Origin of the sequence: Bradyrhizobium sp. 33ap4 (genome assembly GCF_032654765.1) — a bacterium.
In the GTDB taxonomy this organism is placed as follows: Bacteria; Pseudomonadota; Alphaproteobacteria; order Rhizobiales; family Xanthobacteraceae; genus Bradyrhizobium; species Bradyrhizobium australafricanum.
The window spans coordinates 1-25740 of sequence record NZ_JAUMTJ010000032.1 but is presented as its reverse complement, the minus strand read 5'-3'; the positions used below and the strand labels follow the sequence as shown (position 1 = coordinate 25740).

Here is a 25740-nt window from a genome sequence, read left to right as displayed (position 1 = left end):
TCCTCGCCAAACTTTGCCCGGGGACACGACGACCGGAGGCACAGCCGGCGGCGGGAGTGAGACATGCAAGTCACCTACACGACCAACGACATCCCGTTGCAGACCCGCCGCCAATACTGGCAGGAAGTCGTCTCGAAGACCTATTACTCGCTCGACCTGCGTTTCCCGAGCACGCGCGACTTCAATGCGCGCCTTGGCGCTTGGTCGATGGGCCCTGTCTCGGTGTCCCGCAACATTGCCAACGGCCTGCTGTACAAGCGGCATGAGCGGCATCTCCTGAGCGAGCGGGAGGAATCCTTCCTGATCACGGTGCCCGAACTCGCCGAAATCCGTTTCGAGCAGGATGGCAAAGTCGTGCACTGCCGGCCGGGCGCGTTCCTGATCGAGCGCAGCCACCTACCCTACGAGTTCAGCCATCAGGATCCGACGGCGCTGTGGTGTCTGAAGATCCCGAGCGCGGTACTACGCGCCCGCATTTCCCGGCCCGAGCGCCTCGCGACGCTGCAATTCGACGCCAGCCGCAGCGTCGGCGCGCTGTTCGTCGACACGCTGCGCCTGTCCGGTGAACGGATCGAGGAAATGGACGAGACGGCGCGCACGATGATGGGCAAGCACCTGATCGAGCTGCTTGCGATGGCCATTGAATCCGACGACCGTGTGTTGACCGGTCACTCGTCCTCCGTGCGCAACGGCCATTTGCTGCGTTGCGAGCAATTCATCCGGGCCCGTCTCGACGATATGCGGCTCACGCCGCAGATGATTGCCGACGGCTGCGGCATCTCGCTGCGCTATTTGCACCAGATCTTCGAGGGCGAAGGTCTGACCGTCTGCGCCTACATCCGCAACCAGCGCCTTTCAATGTGCGACGCCCTGCTGCGCGATGCGAACTGCCGCAAGAGCATTTCGGAAATCGCCTATCAATGGGGCTTTGCCGACCAGGCGCAGTTCAGCCGCAATTATCGCGGCCGGTTCGGATGCACCCCGAGCGAGGCCCGCGCCATTTCGCGCACAGCCAACTCCTGAAGACTGGCCTGCTGATCGATTCTTAGGCACACCGCCGCCGGTCTGGGCATGTATGGGCACCGGCACGGTTCGCTCTCTCGCACAAATCTTCCTGCGCTCAGCGTCAAGAACGAAGGCCGCCGCTCTGCCTAAGATCGGCGAAACGCTCGTTCGAAAGGAAGAGGCATGGCGCAGAACCTTCGTGTGGCCGTCGATGTCGGTGGCACCTTCACCGACATCTGCATCATGGACGAGACGACCGGTCTCGTGCGCATCGAGAAGACCTCCTCCACGCGCGATCCGATCGAAGGGATCATGGGCGGCGTATCCAAGGCCGGCATCGACCTGTCCAAGGTGGCGCTGTTCTCGCACGGCACCACGATTGCCACGAACGCGCTGATCACCCGCCGCCTGCCGCGCACCGCGGTGGTCACGACCAAGGGGTTCCGCGACGTCATCGAGATCCGGCGCGCCAACAAGGAAGACCTCTGGGACACCTACAAGGACGTGGTCCGGCCCTATGTGCCACGGCGCGACCGCCTCACCGTGCCCGAACGCGTCGATGCTGCCGGCACGGTGATCGAGCCGCTCGACGTCGAAGCTGCGCGCAGCGTCGCACGCATCCTCAAGCGTCGCGGCGTCGCCGCGGTCGCGGTGTGCTTCATGAACGCCTATCTCAACGGCACCAATGAGCGCGCCATGCGCGATATTCTGCTGGCCGAGATGCCCGATATTCCGGTCTCGATCTCCTCGCAGGTGCTTCCCGAAATCTTCGAGCACGAGCGGTTCTCGACGACGGTCGCCAATGCCGTGGTGAGCCCGGTCGTCGTCAACTACACGAGCCGGCTCGGCGAACGCCTCTCGGACGAGGGCTACACCCGCGATCTTCTGCTGCTGCACACCGGCGGCGGCGTGATGACGCCGGCGAGCGTGAAGGATTTCGCGGCGCGCCTTGCCGGCTCCGGCATCGCCGCCGGGGCCATAGCCAGCCGCCATATCGCCGGTCTTTGCGGTTTCCCCAATTCGATCGGCCTCGACATGGGCGGCACGTCGACCGACGTGTCGCTCGCCTATGAGGGCCAGTCGCGGATTACCAAGGACTGGCACATCGAGTTCGGCTATCCGATCCGCTTCGCATCGATCGAGGTGCTCACCATCGGTGCCGGCGGCGGCTCGCTGGCCTGGACCGATCCGGCCGGCTCGCTGCGCAACGGCCCGCAATCGGCCGGCGCCTATCCGGGACCGGCCTGCTACGGCAACGGCAATACGCAGCCGACCAACACCGATGCCAATGTGACGCTCGGCCGGCTTGGCACCGATCTCGCCGGCGGCAAGGTCAAGCTCGACCCCGAGCTGGCGCGGCAAGCGGTCGAGGGCGGCGTCGCTAAGCCGTTCGGCCTCGGCCTGCACGAAGCCGCAGATGCAATCGTCAAGGTCGCCAATGCCAACATGTCGGATGCGGTGCGGCTGATCTCGATCAGTCGCGGCTACGATCCGCGCGACTTTGCGCTGGTGGCGTTCGGCGGCGCCGGTGCCCTGCATGGGGTCGACGTCGCACGTGAGCTGGCGATTCCCGTCGTGATCGTACCGCCCAATCCCGGCGTGACCTCAGCGCTCGGTTGCCTGCTCGTCGACATGCAGCACGATTTTTCGCAGAGCTGCATGGTCGACGCCGCCGAGGCCGACGCCACCGAGATCGAGGCACAGTTCGCCGAGCTCGAGAAGGCTGCGCTCGCACGGTTGATCCATGAGGGCGTCGCGCAGCAGGACATCGTGCTGCAGCGCTCGATCGACATGATGTATCGCGGCCAGTGGCGTTCGCTTGCCGTCAACGCGCCGCGGCCGATCTGCGCGATCGCCGATCTGGTGCAGAGCTTCCATGCCGAGCATCAGCGCGAATACAATTTCCGCCGCGACAGCGCGCCGGTCAGCTTCTTCCGTCTCAATCTGAAGGCAGTGGGCGTGGTCCCCAAGGCCGAGTTTGCCGTCCACAAGCCGACCGGCGCTAGCCCCGAGCCGGTCAGCCGCCGCAGGGTCTGGTTCGAGGGCAGCGGGCTCGATACACCCGTCTATCGGCGCGACAACCTGCCCTGCGGCTTCTCCTTTCAAGGCCCCGCGATCATCGAGCAGGTCGATGCCACCACCGTCGTTCCGCCCGGCGCCGCCGCCGAGGTCGACAGATATCTCAACATCATCATCCGCGTGAAGGAGTGAACCATGACCGGAGCTCTCCCGCTCGACCCCGTGACCTTCGAGGTTTTGAAGAACTCCTTCATCACCAGCGTCGACCAGATGGGCGAGCAGGTCCTGAGGACGTGCTACTCCTTCGTCATCTACAATCGCGATTTCTCGAGCGCGCTGCATGACGCCAACGGCGAATGCGCGGCGCAGGGCAACCAGGATATCGCCGTCCACGTCGGCACGCTGCATTTCACCTGCAAGGATGTCATGCGCCATTTCGAAGGCGACATGCATGAGGGCGACGTTTTCGCCATCAACGATCCCTATGCCGGCGGCACGCACTTCTCCGACGTGCGGCTGATCCGTCCGATCTTCGCCGACGGCAAGATCATCGCTTTCAGCCAGTCCAACGGACACTGGTCCGACGTCGGCGGCAGCGTGCCGGGATCGTTCGACGTCGCCGCCCGCGAGATGTTCCGCGAGGGCCTGCGCATCACGCCAGTCCGGCTGTTCGACAAGAACGGCCTGCGCAAGGACGTCGCGCATCTGATCGCGTCGAATACGCGCGATCCGGCCTCGATCATCGGCGACATCCAGGCACAGGCCGAAGCCACCGCCGTCTGCGAACGGGAGATCCTGCGCCTGGTCGGCAAATATGGCCGTGATACCGTCGAGACCGGGCTTGCCGCCGTCCAGGACTATGTGGAGCGTTCGGCGCGCCAGCGCATCGCGGCGCTGCCGGACGGCGAATGGGAAACCGTCGACTTCATCGACCGCGATCCGGCCGGTGGCGAAGGCATGATCCCGATCCGCATCAAGATGACGATCAAGGGCGATCGCGCAATCTACGACTTCACCGGCAGCCATCCAACCATCGGCTCGATCTACAATTCGGCGTTCGGTGCAACCTTCTCTGCCGTCGCCGCCGGCATGAAGACTTTCTTCCCCGACCTGCCACTCAATTCCGGTTTCTACCGCTGCTTCGAGATCATCACCCCCGAAGGATCGATCGTCGACGCCAAATGGCCGATCGCGGTCACCGGCTTTCTGATGCCGTTCGAGAAGATCATGAACTCGATCTACGAAATGTGGTCGAAGCTGATGCCGGAGCGCGCGCTCGCTTGCGCGTTCAATCTCGAATATCTGCTCACCGGCGGGCTCGATGCCCGCAGCTCCGACAAGCCGATCTTCATGTTCTATGACTGGCTGCCGGGCGGCTGGGGCGGGCGCAACGGCAAGGATGGCAGCAATGTCACGACCGCCTGCTTCGGCACCGGCCTGATGTCGCAGCCGGTCGAAGGCCAGGAGCGCGCCAACCCGATCCTGACCACCGAATGCGAGATCCTCAAGGACTCGCCCGGCCCCGGCAAGTGGCGCGGCGGCGCCGGCGTGGTGAAGACGTCGCGGATGCTGCAGGCCGAGAAAACCGTGATCTCCTATATCTGCGACCGCGAGCGTGCGATCGTGTGGGGCATCGAGGGCGGCCTGCCGTCGATGCCCCACGGCCTGACCCTGAAGCGCGCCGGCAGCACGGCCGAGGAGCGGCTCGGCTCGATCTTCTCGGACGTCCCGATCGGCGAAGGCGACACTTTCTCGCGTCCGACCGCCGGCGGCGGCGGATTTGGCGATCCGCTGGAGCGCGATCCGAACCTCGTCGTCGAGGATATCAAGGACGACTATGTCTCGGTCGAGCGTGCCGCCAAGGACTATGGCGTCGTGGTGCACACCATCGACGCCGAGCTCTGTAACTACGAGGTCGACAAGGTCGCGACCGAGGCGCTCCGTGCGAAGATCCGCTCCGAGCGTGTCGCCAATGTCCGGCTCGATCCGGAGCTGGTGGCGCAACGCTATCGCAGCGGGGCAATCGACGCGCTCGACGCGATCCGCAAGCACGCGGTGATCCTCGATTGGGGCACCGGTGCCTTGCTTCCCGAATCGACGCGCCAGTTCCGCGAGGTGTTTGAGCGGCGCTCGGTCGCAACGTGGAAAGCAGGCTGAATGCCGGCCGCGACGCCGGCAAGCCGCACAGAGCGTTCACGAAAAACTGGATCCGACACCGCCCCTCCACTTTCATTCGAGCCATGAGGATTGTGCTATGACGAGTACGACGTGCCTTTCCCCTAATCGAGTTTGGCCAATCCGCCCCGCGCTCGGCCTTGCCGCCGGCCTCGCCCTTGCCGCTGCGGTCGCGCCGGCCGCGGCCGAGACGCCGTGGTTTCCGATGAAGGTCTACGACGCGTCGTCCGGCACACCGAAGCCGGCCGAGTACACGCCGCTGCCGAAGGCCGAGAAGCCGTACAGGCTCTGCGTGCTGTTTCCGCACATGAAGGACAGTTTCTGGGTCGCCGTCGCCTATGGCATCGCCAAACAGGCCGAGGCGATGAACGTCAACATGAACCTCTACGAGGCCGGAGGTTACGAGAACCTGCCGAAACAGCTGTCGCAATTCGATGACTGCATGGCGAGCGGGCCGGACGCCATCATCGTCGGCGCCATCTCCGGCGCAGGCCTCAGCAAGAAGTTCGAGGAAGCCAAGGCCAAGGGCGTGCCGGTCGTCGGCGTCACCAACCCGCTGCCGCCGAACGCGCTGCCCGCGGCCAACTACGTCGACTTCGTCGCCATGGGCGAAGTCACCGGCGCCGGCCTGCTGGCGCAATCCAAGCCTGGCGACAAGCTCAACATCGTGACGTTCCCCGGTCCGGCCGGCTCTGGCTGGGCGGAGTCGTTCAACGAAGGCTTCAAGAAGGCCGTTGCCAAGAACCCGAACGCCAAGATTCTGGCCGAGAAATTCGGCGACTCCGGCGTCGCCGTGCAGCTTCAGCTCATTCAGGACGCCTTGCAGGCCTATCCCGGCATGAACGTGATCTGGGGCACCGCCCCCACCGCTGAAGCCGCCATCGGCGCCGTTGCCGAGGCCGGCCGAAGCGACCTGAAGATCGTATCGTCTTACGAAAACCAGGCCATGCTTGACGCGCTCAACCGCGGCGACATCCTCGCCTTCGCAACCCAGTATCCGGTCGGAGAAGGCGCCGTCGCGATCGATCAGGCAGTGCGTCTCATCGAGAAGAAGCCGGTCATGAGCCTTGTCCAGCCGATCGCCGCTGTCATCGACAAGACCACCGTACCGAAATTGCAGATGGACCTCGTGCTGGCTCCGGCGAGTTGGACACCGGTCTATTCGGTCAAGGCCAAGTAAGCCGCTCGCGAATGGTGCCGGGTGGGAGCACCTGCTCCCACCCGTCTTGCTCACGGCCCAACGGAGACGCGGATGGATGTCGAGATTGACCCGAAGCCTGCCGAGCCTCTGCTTCGATTGCGGGGGATATCAAAGCGCTTCACCGGCGTTCGCGCGCTCGACCGGGTCGACCTCGACGTTCGTGCCGGCGAGCTTCATGTCCTGTTCGGCGAGAACGGCGCCGGCAAATCGACCCTGATCAATGTCATCTCGGGAACGTTTCCGCCGGACGAAGGCACGTTCCATTTTGGCGACGAGGAGATCCATCATCTCACGCCGCAGCGGGCCCGTACGATCGGCATCAGCCCGGTCTTTCAGGAGTTCTCGCTGATCCCGAGCCTCACGGTGGAAGAGAACCTGTTCCTCGGCCGCGAGGTCACCCATGGCGGCGTGCTGCGCTCGCGCGAGATGCGCAAGCGCGCCAGGGCGCTGATCGACGAGCTCGGCTTCGATCTCGATCCGGCGCAGCGGATCGACGACCTTTCCCGCGCGCACCAGCAGATGGCCGAAATCGCCAAGGCCCTGCTCGGCCGCGTCCGCCTTTTGATCCTTGACGAGCCGACTGCCTCGTTGACCGAGCGCGAGACCGGACGGCTGTTCGAGCTGATCGCGCGCCTGAAGAGCCAGAATGTCGGGCTGATCTATGTCTCGCATCGCATGCGCGAAATCCGCGCCCTTGCCGACCGTGTGACGGTGCTGCGCGACGGCCGCCACATCCAGACCCTCGACGCCCCCGGCTCGACCGACGGCGAGCTGGTGGAGCTGATGACCGGCCGCAGGATCGACCTGCTGTTCCCGGCCATCGCCCACCGGCCTGACAAGGTGATGGTCGACATCGAAAACCTGACGCTCGCGGACGGCAGCGTTCAGGAGGTGAATTTCCATGCCCGCGCCGGCGAGATCACCGGCATCGCCGGTCTCGTCGGCTGCGGCAAATCGGAGCTGATCCGCGCGGTCTACGGCATCGAGGCCGCGGCATCAGGCGTGATCCGGATCGACGGTCTGCCTTACGAATTCCCGACCCCGAGGCAAAGCCTGAAGCGCGGCATCGCCTATTTTCCTGCCAATCGGGTTGCCGAAGGGCTCGCGCTGTCCCGTCCGATCCGCGAGAACGCATCGATGACGGTGCTCGACCTGCCCGCCTTCGCGCGCTTCGGCGTGCTGCGGCAGGCCGCCGAACGCGCCACGATCGCGGACATCATGGAGCGGTTGCAGCTGAGGCCGCCGAACATCGAACGGAGCGCCGGCGCGCTGTCCGGCGGCAACCGTCAAAAAGTGATGCTGGCACGCGCGCTCACGCGTGAGCTGACCGTGTTCCTGTTCGACGAGCCGAGCGTCGGGATCGACGTCGGCGCCAAGCTCGAGGTCTACCAGTTCATGAAGCGGCTGGTCGAGGCCGGCGCCGCCGTGATCGTGGTGTCGTCGGAATTGCCGGAGGTTCTGGCGCTGTCGAACCGGCTCTACGTCATGCATCACGGCCGCATCGCCGCCGAACTGACGGACTCCGAGAAGACCGAGCAGAACGTGCTGTCCAGCTTCTTCCGCGACCATCTCGCCGCGGAGGTCGCGTGAACACCGCGCTGGTCAGCGCAAACCCGCAAGGCGCGATCGGCCTGCGATCGATCGCAGGCCGTGTCGGGTTCCTGCCGGCCCTGCTGGTCTTGCTCGTCGCCGGCATGTCGGCGATCGATCCGCAGTTCTACGGCATCATCAACATCCTCAACATCCTGCGCAACGCGTCGCTGCTCGCGATCGTCGCCTGCGGTCAGGCGCTGGTCATCATCGCGGGTGGCTTCGATCTCTCAGTCGGCGCCGTCGTGGCGCTCGCGAGCGTCGTCACCGCCAAGACCATGGCCGCCGCAGCCACCGCGTCTCCCGGCAACAACGCCCTCATCATTGCCAGCGGGATCGCGGCCGGACTCGGCTCCGGAGCCGTGGTCGGGCTCATCAACGGATTCTGCGTGGCGAAGCTCAAGGTATCCGGCTTTGTGGTGACCCTGGGCACGATGTCGGCGACTGCGGGCGTCGGCCTGATGATCACTAACGGAATCCCGGTTTACGGCATGCCCGATATCTTCGTGAAGGGCTTTGGGCGCGCCCAGGCGCTCGGCCTGCCGACCGCCGTCCACGTCGCGCTGGTCATCATCATCGTGATGGTGTTTGCGCAGCGGCGCACGCTGTTCGGCCGTTACGTCTACGCGATCGGCGGCAATGTCGATGCGGCCATCGTTTCGGGCGTATCGATCCAGCGCCACGTCGTCGGCACCTACGTTGTCTCGAGCATGCTCGCGGCATTGACGGGCATCCTGCTGACCGCGCAGGTCGGCTCCGGCCAGGCCAGCTTCGGCGGCGACCGGATGATGCTGCAATCGATTGCAGCGGCCGTGATCGGCGGGGTGAGCTTGCGCGGCGGCGTCGGGCGCATCGAAATCGTCGCCATCAGCGCCCTGTTCCTGACCATCCTGGGCAATGCGCTCAACCTCCTGCACGTCGACTCCCGGCTGCAGCCGGTCTTTCTCGGCGTCATCATGGTCGCGGCCGTGGCGCTGGACGAACTCAGCCGACGGAGCAAGGCTCGTGTCTGACCTCGAATTGTCCGTCGCCGCCAAGAACGCGGATCGCCCGAAATTGGCGCCGGGTCGCTGGCTCTGGAGCGCAGTGCTGCCGGTCGCGTTGGCGGCCCTGTTGCTCGGCTTCGCCGCGGTCGACCGCGGCGTGTTGTCGCCGGCCAACCTGCTCAACATCGCGCAACAGAGCAGCTATCTGGCCCTGTTCGCGATGGCCCAGACCGTGGTGATCCTGACGCGCGGCTTCGACCTCGCACTCGGCCCGACCGTATCGATGGTGAGCGTCGGCACCGCGCTGGCGATGGCCGGCGCGACGGCGTCGGGCCATGGTACAGGCGCCGTGCTGCTCGCCGGGCTCGCTGCCGGCTTCGTGCTCGGCACCGCGTGCGGGCTCTTCAACGGCGTGGTTATTGCGCTGCTCGGGGTCAACCCCTTCGTCGCAACGCTCGGCAGCTACAATATCGCGATCGGGATTGCGACCACACTATCGTCCGGACGGCCCGTGCAAGGCGTGCCGGCGCCGTTCTCGCAGATCTTCTACGGCGGCAGCGTCTTCGGAATTCCGGCGGCCATCGCGATCACGGTCGGGGTCGGCACCGTGCTCCATTGGACCCTGACGCGGACGGTGTTCGGCCGTTCGCTTTACCTCATCGGCACCAACCCGCGCGCAGCGGCGGTCGCCGGCCTGCCGGTCAAGCGCACCCTGATCGCGACCTATGTGCTGTGCTCCGGGCTTGCGGCGCTCGGCGCGATCATGATGACGGCGCGGACCGGATCGGGCGAGCCGAACCTCGGCGGGGCGCTTTCACTGCAGGCGATTGCCGGCGCCGTGGTCGGCGGAACAAGCCTGGCGGGCGGGCGCGGTGGGGTCGGCACCGCGGTGCTCGGCGCCCTGTTCATCACCATTCTGTCCAACGGCATGAACCTCACCCGGATCGACGGATACGTCCAGATGGTCGTGCTCGGCGCGATCGTCATCGTCGGCGTTCTGCTCGATCGCCTGCGACTGGAGCGACGCCAATGATGACGGGTTCTCCCATGCAGAGCGTCGCGGGCGAGACTGCACCTGCCTCGATCTACGTTGCGCCCTCGCTCGCTTCCGCACTCGACGCACTGAGCGAATTCGGCGCGGCCGGCGCTGCCTTTGCCGGCGGCACGTGGATCATGCGGTCACCGATCCGCCATGAGCGGTTGAAGCCGCACTATGTCGCGATCGGCAAGATCGCCGAGCTAACCACGGTTCGTATCGACAGCGATGCAATCGAGATCGGCGCGGCGGTTACGCATGCGGCACTCGCGGCGGCCCTGGCTGATCTTGCGGAATTCGCGGTCCTGGTCGACGCCGCCGGCCGCTCCGCCAATCCCGCGATCCGCGCGATGGCGACGATCGGCGGCAACCTCGCGACGTCGGAATTCGCCGCCGCGGATTGCGTACCGGCGCTGCTCTGCCTCGATGCCCAAGTGGAAATGTCGGACCGCGACGGCCGCGAGCGCATCGGCCTGTCGCATTTCCTGAAGATCCGATCGTCCCTTCCGCGCGGTCATCTGGTGACGCGGATCATCTTGCCGCGGGCGGCGCGCAGAAGCGCCCATGCCCGCCTGCCGCTGCGCAAATCGGGTGACTACCCGGTCGCCATCGTCAGCCTGTCGGTCAGCATCGATGCAGCGAACCGTGTCCAGGCGGCGCGCGTCGCGGTCGGTTCAGTCGAGCCGGTGGCGCGCCGCTGGGAGCGGCTCGAGGCAGCTCTGATCGGACGCCCGCTCGATGCGGCGGAGGCGGCGCAGAGTGCGGCCGCGTTGGCGGATGAGTTCGTCGGCCGCGACAGCGTCGATGCCCCGGCCTGGTATCGGGTCAGCGTGCTACCCGGTCTCGTCCGCCGCGCTGCGATCGCAGCGCTTGGCTCCTGAACCGGTGGGGATCGACATGGGATTCAACTTGACAGTGAACGGTGATCGCCTCTCTTCCGTGGCCGACCCCGCCACGCCGCTGATCGACATTCTGCGTGAGGAGATGCATCTGACCGGCGCGAAACCGGTCTGTCGCGAAGGCTTTTGCGGTGCCTGCATGGTGCTGGTCGACGGCGAGCCGACGCCATCGTGCCTGTTGCCCGCCGCGCTCGCCGATGGCCGCGAGATCCGCACCGTCGAAGGCCTTGCGCCTCACGGCGAACTGAACCGCATCCAGGCGGCCCTCGAGGCCAGCGATGCGGTCCAATGCGGCATGTGCTTTCCCGGCATGGTGGTGAGCCTGACGCATCTCTTGACGACCCGGCCTGACGCCACCCGTGACGATATCCGGGCCGCACTCACCGGGAACATCTGCCGCTGCACGGGATACGAACGCATCGTCGAGGCGACGCTGCTCGCCTTGGCCGACGCATAATCGGGAGACGCAAGCATGTCCGACGTTTCCGCGACGATGGATTTGCGCCGGCGGGACGCCGCCGACAAGCTGCGTGGCCGTACGCGCTACACCATCGATCGATATCTGCCCGGCATGCTGCACGCCGCGGTGCTGCGTGCCGGCCTGCCTTCGGGCCGGATCATTCGCCTCGACACGTCGAGGGCTGCCCGCATGCCGGGGGTACGTGCGATCGTGACGGCGTCGGATGCGCCCGGCATGATCGGCATCGGCATCGCCGATCACCCGCTGTTCGCCCGCGATGTCATTCGCTACGACGGCGAACCGCTTGCCGCGGTCGCAGCCGTCACGTTGGCGCAGGCGCAGGCCGCGCTCGCGGCGATCGACGTGGAAATCGAGCAACTCCCCGCAATATTGACCATGGCGGAGGCGCTGGCACCAGATGCGCGGCTGGTTCATCCGGACTGGCGCGGCTATGAGGTCCTGGTCGAAGGCGGCGCGCGTGCGGGCAATGTCGCCTGGGAGGCGACCGTCGTTCGCGGCGACGTCGACGCCGCCTTTGCGCGGCCTGACGTCGAGATCGTCGAAAGTTTCTATCGCGTCGGCCGGCAGAACCACGTGGCCTTCGAGCCGCGTGCGGTCGTCGCAAGCTACGAGGACGGCCGCTTCCATATCGAGACGTCGACGCAGGTTCCCTGGAGCGTCCGCAATGCAACCGCGCGCGCGTTGGGCGTGCCGGCATCGCAAGTGCGCGTCACTGTGCCGCCGGTCGGCGGCGGCTTCGGTCTCAAATTCGATCTGGCGGTTGAGCCCTTCGCCGCCCTCCTCGCCCGCGCCAGCGGCCGGCCGGTTCGCCTCGTCAATTCCCGCGAGGACGAGATGCTGACCTGCCTGTTCCGCGAGAACGCCGATATTCGCATCCGCTCGGCGGTGACGCGCGACGGAGAAATCGTGGGCCGCGAGGCGGTCGTGCTGATGGACTGCGGCGCCTATGGCGGCGAACAGATCTTCCTGACCACCATGACCGCACACACGCTCGGCGGAAACTACAGGCTTGGCAGCGTGCGCATGGTCTCGCGCGCGGTCTATACCAACACGGCGCCGAACGGCGCGTTCCGCTGCTGCAATGGCGTCTACAACACCTTCGCGCTCGAGCGGCACACCGACGAGATCGCAGCGCGGATCGGAATGAATCCGCTTGCTTTCCGGCGCCGCAACGTGCTCGGCGACAAGGATCTCGGCGCCACCGGCCAGGTATTCGAAGGCGATGTGCTCGGCCCGATGCTCGACCGGATGGATACGTTGCGCGACGCGGCTGCGCCGCTGCCGGCGCGCACCGACGGCAAGCTCCTTGGACGCGCGACCACCGTCGGCACCTGGTTCGTCTTCGTCGGCCCGTCCGCCGCGACGGTGAACATGAATGCCGACGGCACGGCGACCCTGGTCACGTCGGGTGTCGAGATCGGCTCCGGCTCGATGATGCAGAGCCTGCCGCAGATCGTTGCCAGCACGCTCGGCATCGCGCCCGAGCAGGTGATCGTCCGCGCCGCCGATACCGATGCGGCCGGTTATGATGTCGGCGTCGGTGGCGGCCGCACCACCGTCTCGCTCGGCGCCGCCAGCCTGTCGGCGGCACAGGAGGTGCGCACGAAGCTTTTGAGGATCGCCTCCGAGATGATCGAAGCCGCGCCCGGCGATCTCGTCATGCGCGATGGTCGGATCGAGATCGCGGGCGCGCCGGGCTCCGGCCGCACCGTCGCGGAGGTCGCGACCCGCGCTCAAGCGCTGGGCGGACCGGTCGCCGGCACCGGCGCCTTCACCGGCGCCGGCGTGCCGGCGATGCCCGGTTGCGTTGCCGGTCATTTCATCGACGCGATCGACATCCCCGTCTTCGCCGTCCACGACTGCGAGGTCGCCGTCGATCCGGAGACCGGGCATGTCGAGGTGCTAAGCTATCGCGTGGTCCAGGACGTCGGCCGTGCGCTGAATCCACGCGCAATCCACGGCCAGATCCAGGGCGGCGTCGTGCAGGGCCTGGGCTACGCCCTGCACGAGGAGGTGACGATCGGCAGCAATGGCCGTGTCAGTCAAAGCGGCTTTGAGACTTACCGCGTACCGCTTGCGCTCGACGTCGTACCGGTGGAGATCAGCCTCTATGAGGGTGCGGCGTCGGTGGGGCCGCTCGGCACCAAGGGCGCCGGCGAGGTGCCGATCCTCAATGTCGGCGCCACCGTCGCCTGCGCCGTTGCCAACGCGACAGGAAAGCGGGTGCAGGAATTACCCCTAACGCCGCCGCGCGTGCTCGAGCTTCTGCTCGAGCGCAAGCCGGGTCTGGCACTGTCTCACATTGCCGAGGTGTGGGCGGACAACCTTGTTCGTCCTCACCAGTGGCCCTAGGGACATCAGAAAAAATGCCCAGCAAACAATCCGAACGCTGAGCGACCGACTTGGGCGCCAGGCGCCTGATCCGTGGCAGTTAGGCGCTACCGTCCCCGCACCGACCAGGCCCACGATATTTTCGTCCATTCCCCTCCGCGGCGCTCAGGCAGCCGCGACCTCGTGGCCCGCCATGACCTCCAGCGCTCTCAGAATGCCGGAATGGTCCCAGCTTTTGCCGCCGAGGGCGGTACAGGCGTTGAACAGCTGCTGGGCTGCGGCAGTGCCTGGCAGCGACAAGCCAAGCGCGCGCGCCCCTTCCAGCGCGAGGTTGAGGTCCTTCTGATGCAGCTCAATGCGGAAGCCCGGATCAAAATTGCGCTTCAGCATGCGATCGCCGTGCACTTCGAGGATCCGGGACGACGCGAAGCCGCCCATCAACGCCTGGCGCACCAATGCGGGGTCGGCCCCGGCCTTGGAGGCGAACAGCAACGCCTCGCTCACCGCCTCGATGGTCAGCGCCACGATGATCTGGTTCGCAACCTTGGTGGTCTGGCCGTCGCCGTTGCCGCCGACATGCGTGACATTCTTCCCCATCGTTTCAAACAGGGGCTTCATCGCATTGAACGCCCGCTCCCGCCCGCCAACCATGATGGTCAGGCTGGCCGCCTTTGCACCAACTTCGCCGCCGGAGACCGGCGCGTCGAGATAATCGGCCCCGAGCGCATCGATCCAGCGTGCAAACTCCTTCGTCGCCAGCGGAGAGATCGAGCTCATATCCGTCACGATCATGCCTTTGGAGATGCCCTCCGCGACGCCGCCTTGACCGAACAGCACGGCTTCGACATGCGGAGTGTCCGGTACCATGATGATCACGGCGTCCGCCTCCTGCGCCACCTGCTTGGCGGACTCGCAAGCGATGCCGCCGGCCGCGATCAACTCAGGCGAAACAGGTACGACGTCGTGCAGGAACAGACGATAGCCGGCAGCCAGGAGGTGGCCGGCCATCGGACGTCCCATGGTGCCAAGTCCGATGAATCCGATGTCTTTCATTGTCGTTGCTCTCTGTCAGCCGGATGAAGGCGTTTTTCCGGCGAGCGACTCTCGGCTCGCGTGAAGAAACCGCGTTAAATAAAATTCCAGAGCTCCGTCGCCGATTCAATCGGAACGGAACAGGCTCTAGGTCACGAAAGTCTGTGCGGCGTGCCAGCCCAGGCTCTCGAGCGTGGTCGTCCGCGGCTTGTATTCGCACCCGATCCAGCCCCGATACCCGATGCTGTCGAGATGCTTGAACAGATAGCAGTAGTTGATTTCGCCGGTTCCCGGTTCATAACGGCCCGGATTGTCGGCGAGCTGGACATGCGCGATCCGGCCCAGATGCTTCTGCAGGGTCCGCGCGATATCACCTTCCATGATCTGCATGTGATAGATGTCGTACTGGATGAACAGATTGGATGAGCCAACCTCGGAAATGAGCTGCACCGCCTGTTCCGTACGGCTCAGGAAGAAGCCGGGAATATCGAGCGTGTTGATCGGTTCGACCAGGAGCCTGATGCCATGCTGGGCGAGCGCGCCTGCGGCGAAGCGCAGGTTGGACACGAGGACTTCCTGCAGGTCCGCCCTATCCGTATCGGCTGGAGCGATGCCGACCAGGCAGTTCAGCTGCCGGCAATCCAGCGCCTTTGCGTAGTCGATTGCGCGCACCACGCCGTCGCGAAATTCATCGACCCGATTGCGCAGGATCGCAATGCCACGCTCACCGGCGGCCCAGTTGCCGGCTGGAAGATTGTGCAGCACCTGGGTCAGCCCACAGCGCGCCAATTCCTCCCGCAACGCGCCCTTTTCGAAGTCATAAGGAAAAAGATACTCGACTGCGTTGAAGCCGGCCGCCTTGGCGGCCGCGAACCGATCGAGGAACGGCAGCTCGTTGAAGAGCATGGTGAGATTGGCAGCAAATTGAGGCACGGGTCGTATCTCCGCTTGAAGCGATGAAAGACGTGGTCAGGCCGGCAACAGCGTGCCGGATCGTGATGCGCTCGGCACGTCATCGAGCGGAAGATCGAGCACCTCTTCGAACTCGACGATGTTGTCGATCTCCGTTCCCATCGCGATATTGGTGACTCGCTCGAGAATGAACTCCACGACCACGGGCACGCGATGCTTCGCCATCAGCTCGCGTGCGGTCGCGAACGCCGCCTGCGCGTCGTTCGGATCGGTGACCCGGATCGCCTTGCAGCCCAAACCCTCTGCGACGGCCACATGGTCGACGCCGTAACCGCCGATCTCGGGCGCGTTGATGTTCTCGAACGAGAGCTGGACGTGATAGTCCATGTCGAAGCCGCGCTGCGCCTGCCGGATCAGGCCGAGATATGAATTGTTCACGACGACGTGGATGTAGGGCAGATTGAACTGCGCCCCGACCGCGAGCTCCTCGATCAGGAACTGGAAGTCGTAGTCACCCGACAGCGCGACGATGTCGCGGTCGGGATCGGCGGCACGCACGCCAAGCGCGGCCGGCAGTGTCCAGCCGAGAGGACCGGCCTGCCCGGCGTTGATCCAGTTGCGCGCATTGTAGACGTTGAGGAACTGGGCCCCAGCGATCTGCGACAATCCGATCACGGTCACGTAGCAGGTGTCGCGGCCGAAGGCCTTGTTCATTTCCTCGTAGACGCGCTGGGGCTTGATCGGGATGTTTTCGAAGTGGCTCTTGCGCAGCATCGAACGCTTGCGGTCGCGACAGGCGGCGGGCCAGGCCTGCCGATCGCGCAGCCTCCCGGACTTCCGCCACTCCCTGGCGACGCTCACGAACATTTCCAGCGCGGCCTTGGCGTCGGAGACGATACCGAGGTCCGGATTGAAGACCCGCCCGATCTGCGTCGGCTCGATGTCGACATGCACGAATTTGCGGCCCTTCGTGTAGGTCTCGATCGAGCCGGTATGCCGGTTGGCCCAGCGATTTCCGATGCCGAGCACGAAATCGGATTCGAGCATCGTGGCGTTGGCGTAGCGATGGCTGGTCTGCAAGCCGACCATGCCTGCCATCAGCGCATGATCGTCAGGAATAGCGCCCCAGGCCATCAGCGTCGGAACGACCGGAACGTTGACCGCTTCGGCAAAGGCGACCAGCAGCTCGGATGCATCAGCGTTGATCACGCCGCCGCCGGCCACAATCAGCGGCCGCTCCGCGGCGTTCAGCATCTCGAGTGCCTTCTCGATCTGCTTGCGCGTCGCCGTCGGCTTGTAGACCGACAACGGTGAATAGGTCTCGTCGTCGAACTCGATCTCGGCCAGTTGCACATCGAGCGGAAGGTCGATCAGCACCGGTCCCGGCCGCCCCGACCGCATGACATGGAAAGCCTGGCTGAACACGCGCGGCACCAGCGCCGGCTCGCGCACGGTGACGGCCCATTTCGTCACCGGTTTTGCGATCGACTCGATGTCGACGGCCTGGAAATCCTCCTTGTAGAGCCGCGCCCGCGGCGCCTGACCGGTGATGCAGAGGATCGGAATGGAATCAGCGATCGCCGAATAGAGGCCGGTGATCATGTCGGTGCCGGCCGGACCCGATGTGCCGATGCAGACGCCGATATTGCCCGCTTTCGCCCTGGTATAGCCTTCCGCCATATGCGAGGCGCCTTCGACGTGCCGCGCCAGAATATGCTGGATCGAGCCGTTGCGCTTCAGTGCGGAGTAAAGCGGATTGATCGCTGCGCCGGGAACGCCGAATGCGCACGTGATCCCTTCGCGTTGGAGAATGCGCACTGCTGCATCGACTGCTCGCATCTTCATGTGATGATCCCGCCTCGCTATGAGTTGGCCTGAGCAGGATCATCAGGCCCGCGAGCATCGATCTCAACGCAATCGATTGGAATTTCCGCGCTGTGGCAACGCTCGCGATTTCTTGCGCGTCTTCAAACGATTAGCGTCAGCGTAGAAATGGAAATTGTTGCGAACGGAATTGCAGCCCGCCCTACGCCTGCGCTTGCAGCGTGCGGTTCCCGCGAAGTTCGGCCGTGAGTTCGGCTGCGATCCGATGCACGATCGTACCGATCTCGGGCAAGCGTTCGTTCGTCAGCCTGTCCGCCATGCCGGATACCGAGATTGCGGCATATGGCTCGTTGCAATCGTTGAAGACGACCGCGGCCACGCAGCGCAGGCCGAGGCGCGCCTCTTCATCATCCACCGCATAACCCTGACGCCGCACGCTCTCCAATTCCTTGAACAACTCGCCTGGCCGCACGATCGATTTTTCCGTCAGCCGCGGCATGCCCTGACGGCGAATGATCGCGTTGACGTCTGCATCGGAATAGGTAGCCAGCACCGCCTTGCCCACTCCCGAGGCGATCATCGCGACGCGTCCGCCGACCTTGGTCAGCGAGCGCATGATCTCACGGCTTTCAATGCGGGACACGACGACGATGGATTCATCGTCGACCACGGCAAGATTGGCCGTTTCCCGGGTCTGGTCGCGCAGCTTGCGCAGATAAGGCAGTGCCTGCGCGGCAAAATTCCGCCGGCGCACGAAGGTCGAGCCGACCACGAAGCTTTGCGCGCCGATGTGCCACTTGGATTCGTCGCGGTCGAATTGAACGAACCTGCGGTTCTCGAGCGTGGTCAGCAGCCGATGTACGGTCGAGGGAGACAGGCCGGTGCGGATCGCCAGATCGGTCAGCCGATAGCCTTCATCATCCTCTGCAAGTGTCTCCAGGATTTGCATGGCGCGATCAACGGACTGAACACCGCCGTCGCGCGCGTCCAGCTCCGGCTGCGCGCGAAGATCGGGATCGGACGGCTTGCGCCGGATCGGCTCTCTTTTCATCACGACCTGCCCCTAACCGGTTGCGGTTCAGAACGAAATTGCTCGTCGAGAGCGAGCTCCAGAATTGGCATATCGCATACCAAAAGGCCATGGAGTCAAGGCGACAATACTCGCGAATAGGTCAGTATTTTTGCCATTCTTCTTGGCAAATGGCTCGATTCTTTTGTTTGACTTCTGGGATAATGTATACCACGATCGCTTCATAATGACCAGATCAAGCAACCGGGAGGACGATGCCATGTACGTCGGGGACATCCTTCGCGCCAACAATGCGCACGTGGTGACGATCGGCTCGAACGAAACCGTGAGCATTGCGGCGAACCTGATGTACGCGAGCAATGTCGGCGCCCTCGTGGTCAGGAACGCCTCGCGCAGCAAGGACGCCGCCGTGATCGGGATGTTCAGCGAGCGCGACGTCGTCGCTGTGATCGCCGAGCGCGGCACTAATGGTCTTGCGATGAAAGTCGCGCAATTCATCTCGCCGCGGCCGCTGCTGTCCTGCAATTCGCAAGATGCGCTCACGGATGTCGAGCGCCTCATGGCCCGTCATGGAATCCGCCATGTCCCCGTCATCGACAATGGCCGGCTCGTCGGCGTCGTGAGCATGCGGGACATCACCCTTGCTTTCGAGGAAGCCGCCTGCGCGGCCTGACAGACTTGCCCAAGGCCATTGCCACGCTACTCGGTTCGAGCCGCTGCGGCTCCTGCTGTGTCCCCACTCTGCTTGCGAGGATCGAATGAGAATCTGCATCTACGGCGCCGGCGCGATCGGCGGCTATCTCGGTGTCGAATTTATGCGTGCTGGTGCCGATGTCAGCCTGGTCGCGCGGGGTGCGCATCTCGCCGCAATGCGGCAGAACGGCCTGAAACTCCTGATCGGCGACGAGGAGCGCGTCGTGCATCCTCGCTGCACCGACAACCCCGCCGAACTCGGCGAGCAGGATTACGTCATCATTTGCCTCAAGGCGCATTCGATCACCGGTGTCATCGAGCCCATGCGGCCGCTGCTGGGCGATCGGACCCGCATCGTCACCGCCGTCAACGGCATTCCCTATTGGTATTTCCACAAGCACGGTGGTCGGCACGAAGGATCGACGCTCGAGAGCATCGATCCTGGCGGTCAGCAGTGGAACGAGCTCGGCCCCGAGCGCGCGATCGGCTGCGTGGTGTACCCCGCCACCGAGATCGAGGCGCCCGGCGTGATCCGCCATGTCTACGGCAACAACTTTCCGCTGGGCGAGCCCTCCGGCGAGATCACATCCGACGTCCAGAAACTTTCCGAGCTGTTCGTGGCCGCGGGCATGAAAGCTCCGGTCCTCGACCGTATCCGTGACGAGATCTGGCTCAAGCTGTGGGGCAACGTCTGTTTCAACCCGATCAGCGCCCTCACCCACGCGACGCTCGACGTGATCTGCAGCAATCCGGGCACGCGCGCGCTGTCCCGGGCGATCATGCTGGAGGCCCAGGCGATCGCGGAAAGCCTCGGCGTCAAGTTTCGGGTCGATGTCGAACGCCGCATCGAAGGTGCGCGCAAGGTCGGCGCGCACAAGACCTCGATGCTGCAGGATCTCGAGCGCGGACGTCCGGTCGAGATCGATCCGTTGATCACCGTGGTGCAGGAGATGGGCCGGATGACAGGAATCGCGACGCCCGCCCTCGATGCGGTGCTGGCCCTGGTCGCGCAGCGCACCAGGCTGGCCGGCCTCTATGACGGGGCGGCCGGCGCCGCAGCAGCAGAAACGCTGGCGGTGGCGTGATCCCGATGGCCAATGTTACGCGCTGGGTCCGCTTCCGCCACCATGCCGAAATCGGCTTCGGGCAACTCATTCCATCCGGCATCTCCGTGCACGAAGGGGACATGTTCGGCGACATGCGACCGACTGGACAAACGCTGGCGCTGGACAACGTCGAGCTGCTCGCCCCGACGCAACCGAGCAAGGTCATCGCGCTCTGGAACAATTTTCACGCGCTTGCGGAGAAGCTGAAATCACCTGAGCCCGCCGAACCGTTGTACCTGTTGAAGGCGCCGACCAGCGTCACCACGCCTGGCGCGATCATCACGCGCCCCTTGGGCTATGATGGCAAGACGACCTACGAAGGCGAGCTCGGCATCGTCATCGGCAAGAGCTGCACCGCGGTCGCGCCCGAACAGGCCGACGCCTTTATCTTCGGCTACACCTGCACCAACGACGTCACCGCCGCGGACATCCTCAATCGCGACCCGACCTTCCCGCAATGGGCGCGGGCCAAGGGCTTCGATGGATACGGCCCGTTCGGCCCCGTGATTGCCTCAGGCCTCGACCCCGCAAGCCTTGTGGTGCGCACCATCCTGAACGGCGTCGAGCGCCAGAACTACCCGATCGCGGACATGATCTTCAGCGCACAGACGCTGGTCAGCAAGATCTCGCACGACATGACGCTGTTGCCGGGCGACCTGATCTGCTGCGGGACATCGATTGGCGTCGGGGTGATGAAGGAGCCCGTCAACACGGTCACCGTCGCGATCGACGGAATCGGCGAGTTGACCAACGAATTCCGTCAGTAGGCTGCGGCGGGACGACAACCCGACGCAGCCGGCCCAAACGACGATTATCTGCCTTAGGAGCGTACATGATCTCCACCAACCCGGCATCATCGCCCGGCGGCTTCCGCTGGCTGCAACTGGCGATCGGCATCGTCTGCATGGCGATGATCGCCAACCTGCAATATGGCTGGACGCTGTTCGTTGATCCGATCGACGCGAAGTTTCACTGGGGCCGTCCGGCCATCCAGCTCGCCTTCACGATTTTCGTGATGACGGAGACATGGCTTGTGCCGGTGGAGGCCTGGTTCGTGGACAAATACGGCCCCCGCATCGTCATCATGTTCGGCGGGCTGATGATCGGGTTGGCCTGGATCATGAACTCATACGCCTCCTCTCTCGTCACGCTTTATGCGGCAGCTGTCGTCGCGGGCATCGGTGCCGGCGCCGTCTACGGCACTTGCGTCGGCAATGCCCTGAAATGGTTTCCGGACCGGCGCGGCCTGGCCGCAGGAGCAACCGCCGCCGGGTTTGGCGCCGGTGCGGCCCTCACCGTCGTACCGATTGCCAACATGATTGCCGCCAGCGGCTACCAGAGCACCTTCCTGACCTTCGGGATCGGACAAGGCCTCATCGTCATCCTGCTGGCCTGGTTCGTCCGGCCACCGCATGGCGTCGAAGCACCCAGGAAAAAGCGTCTCAATCTGCCGCAGAGTGCGATCGACTACACTCCGCCCCAGGTGTTGCGCACCCCGGTCTTCTGGGTCATGTACGTGGTGTTCGTCATGGTGGCTTCCGGCGGCTTGATGACCGCCGCGCAAATCGGGCCGATCGCGCATGACTTCAAGATCGCGGACACGCCGGTCACCCTGGCGGGCTTCCAGATGGCGGCACTGACGTTTGCCATCTCGCTCGATCGCGTCTTCGACGGTTTCGGCCGTCCGCTCTTTGGCTGGGTCTCCGACAATATCGGGCGCGAGCACACGATGTTCATCGCGTTCGCGACAGCGGCGCTGATGTTGCTGACGCTGTCCACCTACGGTCACATTCCGGTTGTCTTCGTGCTGGCCACGGCGATCTATTTCGGCGTCTTCGGCGAAATCTACAGCCTGTTTCCCGCGACGTCGGGCGACACGTTCGGCGCCAAATATGCAACCACCAACAACGGCATGCTCTACACGGCGAAGGGCACGGCGGCGCTGCTCGTGCCGCTCGCGAGCATCATCTCTTCCCAGCTCGGCTGGCAGGCCGTGTTCATCGTCGCGGTTGCACTCAATGCGACCGCTGCCCTCACCGCGTTGTTCCTGATCAAGCCGATGCGGCGCGCGTTCATTCTCGGCAGTGAAGCGACGGCAAGTGCCGCAATCGCTCGCGCAAAGGTCTTTCCCGGTGAAGGCGGTCGACTTGAGGCACCCATGTCTTACGACCGTCTCGAGAAGGCGCCATAACAAGAGACCTATCGGCCGGAGCGCAAGCGATTGAACGACAGATGGACGGATGTGCGGGCTCGGACCGCCCTGCGGCGAATCTTCGACGCCGCCATCGCGAGCGCCGATCCGAGGATCACGATTGCCGACGCCCTGCCGGCAAAGCCGAGGGGCAGATGCATCGTCGTCGGCGCGGGTAAGGCGTCGGCGGCAATGGCTGCGGGCCTCGACGCGGCATGGCCTGACGTCGCGCTTTCCGGCGTCGTCGTCACGCGCCACGGCCATTCGGTTCCAGCCGGCCGTATCGAAGTGCTCGAAGCGTCTCACCCCGTGCCGGATGACACGAGCAGGACCGCGGCCCTTCGCATGCTGCGCGCCGTCGAGGGGCTTTCTGCAGACGATCTCGTCATCGCCCTGATGTCCGGCGGTGGCTCGGCGCTGATGACCCTGCCGGCATCTCCGATGACACTCTCGCCGACAAGTAGGCGGTCAACCGGGCACTCCTTGCAAGCGGCGCGACGATTGCCGAGATGAACGTCGTCCGCAAACATCTGTCCGCGATCAAGGGCGGTCGGCTGGCGCTGGCCGCCCGTCCCGCCCGCGTCACGACCCTTGTGATCTCAGACATTCCCGGCGACGATCCCGCGGCGATTGCCTCCGGTCCCTCGCTGCCGGACAGCAGCACGAAAGCCGCTGCGCTGGAGATCGTTGGCCGCTTTGCAATCGACCTGCCGGAAGCGGCGCGGCTTGTGCTCGAACAAGCGGACGAGACACCCAAGCCCGGCGAGATCGATGCTGATGTCCGCATCCTTGCCGCTCCATTCCATGCGCTTGACGCTGCGGCCAGCACCGCCCGGGACGAAGGCCTGACGCCGATCATCCTTGGAGACGCGATCGAGGGCGAGGCACGGGAACTCGGAACCGTGATGGCCGGCATCGCCCGGTCGGTCGCGAGATATGCGCAGCCGGGCCCTGCCCCCGCGGTGCTGCTGTCCGGAGGCGAGACGACGGTGACGATCGGGCGCGGGCCGGCGGGACACGGCGGCCGCAACACCGAATTCCTGCTGGGGCTTGCCGTCGCCCTGTCCGGCGCATCCGATATCTGGGCCGTTGCGGGCGACAGCGATGGAATTGATGGAACGGAAGATGCGGCTGGCGCTTTGATCGGTCCGGATACGCTGCGGCGCGCCGCCGCGAATCTGCTTGACGCACGGGCGCATCTGGCTGCCCATGACAGCTATTCGTTCTTCGACCGCCTTGGAGACCTCGTGCGCACCGGGCCGACGCTTACGAACGTCAATGATATCCGTGCCGTGCTGATCGCAGCCGGCCAGCCACCGACGAGGTGATCCATGCGTCGTCATCGACGAGCCAAGATCGTTGCAACCGTTGGTCCAGCAAGCAGTTCCCCCGAGATGCTCGAGGCACTGCTGCTGGCGGGCGTCGATACGTTCCGCCTGAACTTCAGTCATGGAACACAGAGCGATCACGCACGCATTCACGCGGCGATCCGAAAGCTGGAACAGGACGTCGGCCGGCCGATCGGCATCCTGATGGACCTCCAGGGCCCGAAGATCCGCGTCGGCACCTTGCGCGATGGAAAGATCGCCGCAATGGCCGGAGAGACCATTCGGTTCGTCTTGTCCGGATCGGAAGGCGACCGAACCGCAATTCCCCTCCCGCATCGGGAGATCTTTGCCGCCGTTGCCCCCGGCCATGACCTTCTGATCGACGACGGCAGGGTCCGCGTTCGCGTTACCGGGCTCGGTGACGATTTCATCGAAGCCAAGGTGATCGTCGGCGGCACGATCTCGAATCACAAGGGCGTCAATCTGCCGGGTACGGTCCTCGATCTTTCACCGCTGACCGCGAAGGATCGCCTCGATCTGGAGTTCGGCCTGAAACTTGGCGTGGATTGGGTTGCGCTGTCGTTCGTGCAGAAGCCCTCGGATATCATCGAAGCGAGAGGCCTCGTCGGGGACCGTGCCGGCCTGATGGCCAAGATCGAGAAACCTGCAGCGCTCGAACGGATCGACGATATCATCCAGCTGTGCGACGCCATCATGGTTGCGCGGGGAGATCTCGGCGTCGAAATCCCGCATGAGGACGTGCCGGGGCGCCAGAAGGAGCTGGTGCGGGCCTGCCGTCTCGCGGTGAAGCCCGTGATCGTCGCCACGCAAATGCTGGACTCGATGGTCGCCGCCCCGACGCCGACGCGCGCGGAAGTCTCCGACGTTGCGACCGCCATCTATGATGGCGCAGACGCCGTGATGCTGTCGGCGGAGTCCGCGACAGGCCGATATCCGCGCGAGGCGGTCGAGATGATGGACCGCATCATCCGCAGCACCGAACAACACAAGATGTACCGCTCGATCGTCGAGGCGACCCAGCCCGGCGAAGAGCAAACGCCACCGCATGCCGTGGCCACGGCAGCGGCCGATCTCGCCTCCGTCGTTCACGCCGCGGCCATTGTGGCCTACACCTCGAGCGGCACCACGGCCGCACGCGTCGCGCGCAAGCGGCCGAGCCGCCCGATCCTCGCCATCACCCCAAGCCGCGAAGTGTCCCGCCGCTTGTGCCTGCTTTGGGGCGCTCACAGCGTGCTTTCCGACGACGTTCAGAGCTATGAGGAGATGGTCGAGCGCGCAACCACATTCGCGCAAGCAGAGCAGTTTGCATCGAGCCGCGATCTGCTGGTCGTGGTCGCCGGCATTCCCTTTGGACAAGCGGGAACGACCAACAATCTACGGGTCGTATCGCTGCCCTGAGAGAACCGTCGGCCCGAGCGATTGCATCATCAGCGCACCGCGCGGCAAGGCGAACGCGACGGTCGCGCGCATCCCGATCGCCTAGGTCAGCATCGAGATGATCGACTGAAGCTGATCGGATGCCGACGTCACGAGCCCGTCGAACGATGTCTGGCCGTGAGCTGCGGCTCGCAGGATGCATTCCGCAACAGCGGCCTTGAGACCGAACACGGATTGATCCGCCGGTACGCTTGCCATGACCGCATCCAACGCATCGCGCATCGTCTGGATCAGTTCGGCGCTGTGCTTCATGGCTGTCCCTCCGCGGGCTCAAAATAAGCCGGCCGTACAGGGTCGCCACTCACAAGCGCGCGATTCCAAATTGCCTTTTCTTAATGCAGTGACAGATACGTGAACCGGCGAACGCTAGGTGGTGTGGACTCTAGGGATTCCCTTTTAGGAGCAAATCAGATTCAAGGCTGCTTTTGGGGAGGCCGCCTTGG

At 64.8% G+C, this 25740-nt stretch carries 20 protein-coding genes and 1 pseudogene; 16 read left to right on the top strand and 5 right to left on the bottom strand.

The window, feature by feature from the left end:
- Window positions 1-63 precede the first annotated feature (63 nt).
- The 10 genes from Q2M23_RS24005 (at window position 64) to Q2M23_RS23960 (ending at window position 13744) form a co-directional block, all read left to right on the top strand.
- Complete coding sequence (locus tag Q2M23_RS24005; RefSeq protein ID WP_057017110.1) at window positions 64-1023, top strand: helix-turn-helix domain-containing protein; 960 nt, start codon at window positions 64-66, stop codon at window positions 1021-1023.
- A 165-nt stretch (window positions 1024-1188) separates the two neighbouring features.
- Entirely contained in the window at window positions 1189-3216 is a 2028-nt protein-coding gene (locus Q2M23_RS24000; RefSeq protein ID WP_316397240.1) for a hydantoinase/oxoprolinase family protein, read from the top strand.
- Window positions 3217-3219: 3 nt separating this feature from the next.
- Entirely contained in the window at window positions 3220-5181 is a 1962-nt protein-coding gene (locus tag Q2M23_RS23995) for a hydantoinase B/oxoprolinase family protein (RefSeq protein ID WP_316397239.1), read from the top strand.
- A gap of 97 nt (window positions 5182-5278) precedes the next feature.
- The gene (gene torT, locus Q2M23_RS23990; RefSeq protein WP_316397238.1) at window positions 5279-6379 is read left to right on the top strand and encodes a TMAO reductase system periplasmic protein TorT; all 1101 of its coding nucleotides are present in this window, start codon (window positions 5279-5281) and stop codon (window positions 6377-6379) included.
- A gap of 72 nt (window positions 6380-6451) precedes the next feature.
- On the top strand, window positions 6452-7990 hold the full coding sequence (locus Q2M23_RS23985; RefSeq protein WP_316397237.1) for a sugar ABC transporter ATP-binding protein: 1539 nt from the start codon (window positions 6452-6454) through the stop codon (window positions 7988-7990).
- Window positions 7987-9003, top strand: a complete 1017-nt coding sequence (locus tag Q2M23_RS23980; RefSeq protein WP_316397236.1) for an ABC transporter permease — start codon at window positions 7987-7989, stop codon at window positions 9001-9003. Before Q2M23_RS23985 ends, Q2M23_RS23980 begins: the two co-directional genes overlap by 4 nt.
- Complete coding sequence (locus Q2M23_RS23975; protein WP_316397235.1) at window positions 8996-10009, top strand: ABC transporter permease; 1014 nt, start codon at window positions 8996-8998, stop codon at window positions 10007-10009. Before Q2M23_RS23980 ends, Q2M23_RS23975 begins: the two co-directional genes overlap by 8 nt.
- Entirely contained in the window at window positions 10006-10893 is an 888-nt protein-coding gene (locus Q2M23_RS23970; RefSeq protein ID WP_316397234.1) for an FAD binding domain-containing protein, read from the top strand. The genes Q2M23_RS23975 and Q2M23_RS23970 overlap by 4 nt, the downstream gene beginning before the upstream one ends.
- Window positions 10894-10909: 16 nt before the next feature.
- Window positions 10910-11368, top strand: a complete 459-nt coding sequence (locus Q2M23_RS23965) for a (2Fe-2S)-binding protein (RefSeq protein WP_141341052.1) — start codon at window positions 10910-10912, stop codon at window positions 11366-11368.
- A gap of 15 nt (window positions 11369-11383) precedes the next feature.
- Window positions 11384-13744 (top strand): xanthine dehydrogenase family protein molybdopterin-binding subunit, encoded by a 2361-nt coding sequence (locus Q2M23_RS23960; RefSeq protein WP_316397233.1) that lies wholly within the window; start codon window positions 11384-11386, stop codon window positions 13742-13744.
- Window positions 13745-13888: 144 nt separating this feature from the next.
- Here Q2M23_RS23960 and Q2M23_RS23955 read toward each other — a convergent pair whose 3' ends face one another.
- The 4 genes from Q2M23_RS23955 to Q2M23_RS23940 all read right to left on the bottom strand — a co-directional run bounded on the left by Q2M23_RS23955 (window position 13889) and on the right by Q2M23_RS23940 (window position 18542).
- The gene (locus Q2M23_RS23955) at window positions 13889-14776 is read right to left on the bottom strand and encodes a 2-hydroxy-3-oxopropionate reductase (protein ID WP_316397232.1); all 888 of its coding nucleotides are present in this window, start codon (window positions 14774-14776) and stop codon (window positions 13889-13891) included.
- 126 nt (window positions 14777-14902) lie between these two features.
- A complete protein-coding gene (hyi, locus tag Q2M23_RS23950) occupies window positions 14903-15688 on the bottom strand; it encodes a hydroxypyruvate isomerase (RefSeq protein WP_141341031.1) in 786 nt (261 codons plus the stop codon).
- Window positions 15689-15724: 36 nt separating this feature from the next.
- Entirely contained in the window at window positions 15725-17512 is a 1788-nt protein-coding gene (gene gcl, locus Q2M23_RS23945) for a glyoxylate carboligase (RefSeq protein WP_168856846.1), read from the bottom strand.
- 181 nt (window positions 17513-17693) lie between these two features.
- Window positions 17694-18542 carry an IclR family transcriptional regulator gene (locus Q2M23_RS23940; RefSeq protein WP_316397231.1) on the bottom strand — a complete coding sequence of 283 codons (849 nt, stop codon included), beginning with the start codon at window positions 18540-18542 and terminating at the stop codon, window positions 17694-17696.
- A 238-nt stretch (window positions 18543-18780) separates the two neighbouring features.
- On the opposite strand from Q2M23_RS23940, the gene Q2M23_RS23935 reads away from it, so the two are divergent.
- The 6 genes and pseudogenes from Q2M23_RS23935 (at window position 18781) to pyk (ending at window position 25258) form a co-directional block, all read left to right on the top strand.
- Window positions 18781-19194: a CBS domain-containing protein gene (locus Q2M23_RS23935; protein WP_057017285.1), complete on the top strand. Its 414-nt coding sequence runs from the start codon at window positions 18781-18783 to the stop codon at window positions 19192-19194.
- An 85-nt stretch (window positions 19195-19279) separates the two neighbouring features.
- Window positions 19280-20299 carry a 2-dehydropantoate 2-reductase gene (locus Q2M23_RS23930; RefSeq protein WP_057017096.1) on the top strand — a complete coding sequence of 340 codons (1020 nt, stop codon included), beginning with the start codon at window positions 19280-19282 and terminating at the stop codon, window positions 20297-20299.
- Between the two features lie 5 nt (window positions 20300-20304).
- On the top strand, window positions 20305-21087 hold the full coding sequence (locus Q2M23_RS23925; protein ID WP_141341029.1) for a fumarylacetoacetate hydrolase family protein: 783 nt from the start codon (window positions 20305-20307) through the stop codon (window positions 21085-21087).
- A gap of 65 nt (window positions 21088-21152) precedes the next feature.
- The gene (gene oxlT, locus Q2M23_RS23920) at window positions 21153-22511 is read left to right on the top strand and encodes an oxalate/formate MFS antiporter (RefSeq protein ID WP_229190205.1); all 1359 of its coding nucleotides are present in this window, start codon (window positions 21153-21155) and stop codon (window positions 22509-22511) included.
- 30 nt (window positions 22512-22541) lie between these two features.
- Window positions 22542-23839 (top strand): annotated as a pseudogene (locus tag Q2M23_RS23915) (glycerate kinase).
- A gap of 3 nt (window positions 23840-23842) precedes the next feature.
- Entirely contained in the window at window positions 23843-25258 is a 1416-nt protein-coding gene (gene pyk / locus Q2M23_RS23910; protein WP_229190207.1) for a pyruvate kinase, read from the top strand.
- Window positions 25259-25339: 81 nt separating this feature from the next.
- Here pyk and Q2M23_RS23905 read toward each other — a convergent pair whose 3' ends face one another.
- The gene (locus tag Q2M23_RS23905; RefSeq protein WP_092084574.1) at window positions 25340-25549 is read right to left on the bottom strand and encodes a hypothetical protein; all 210 of its coding nucleotides are present in this window, start codon (window positions 25547-25549) and stop codon (window positions 25340-25342) included.
- Window positions 25550-25740: the final 191 nt, after the last annotated feature.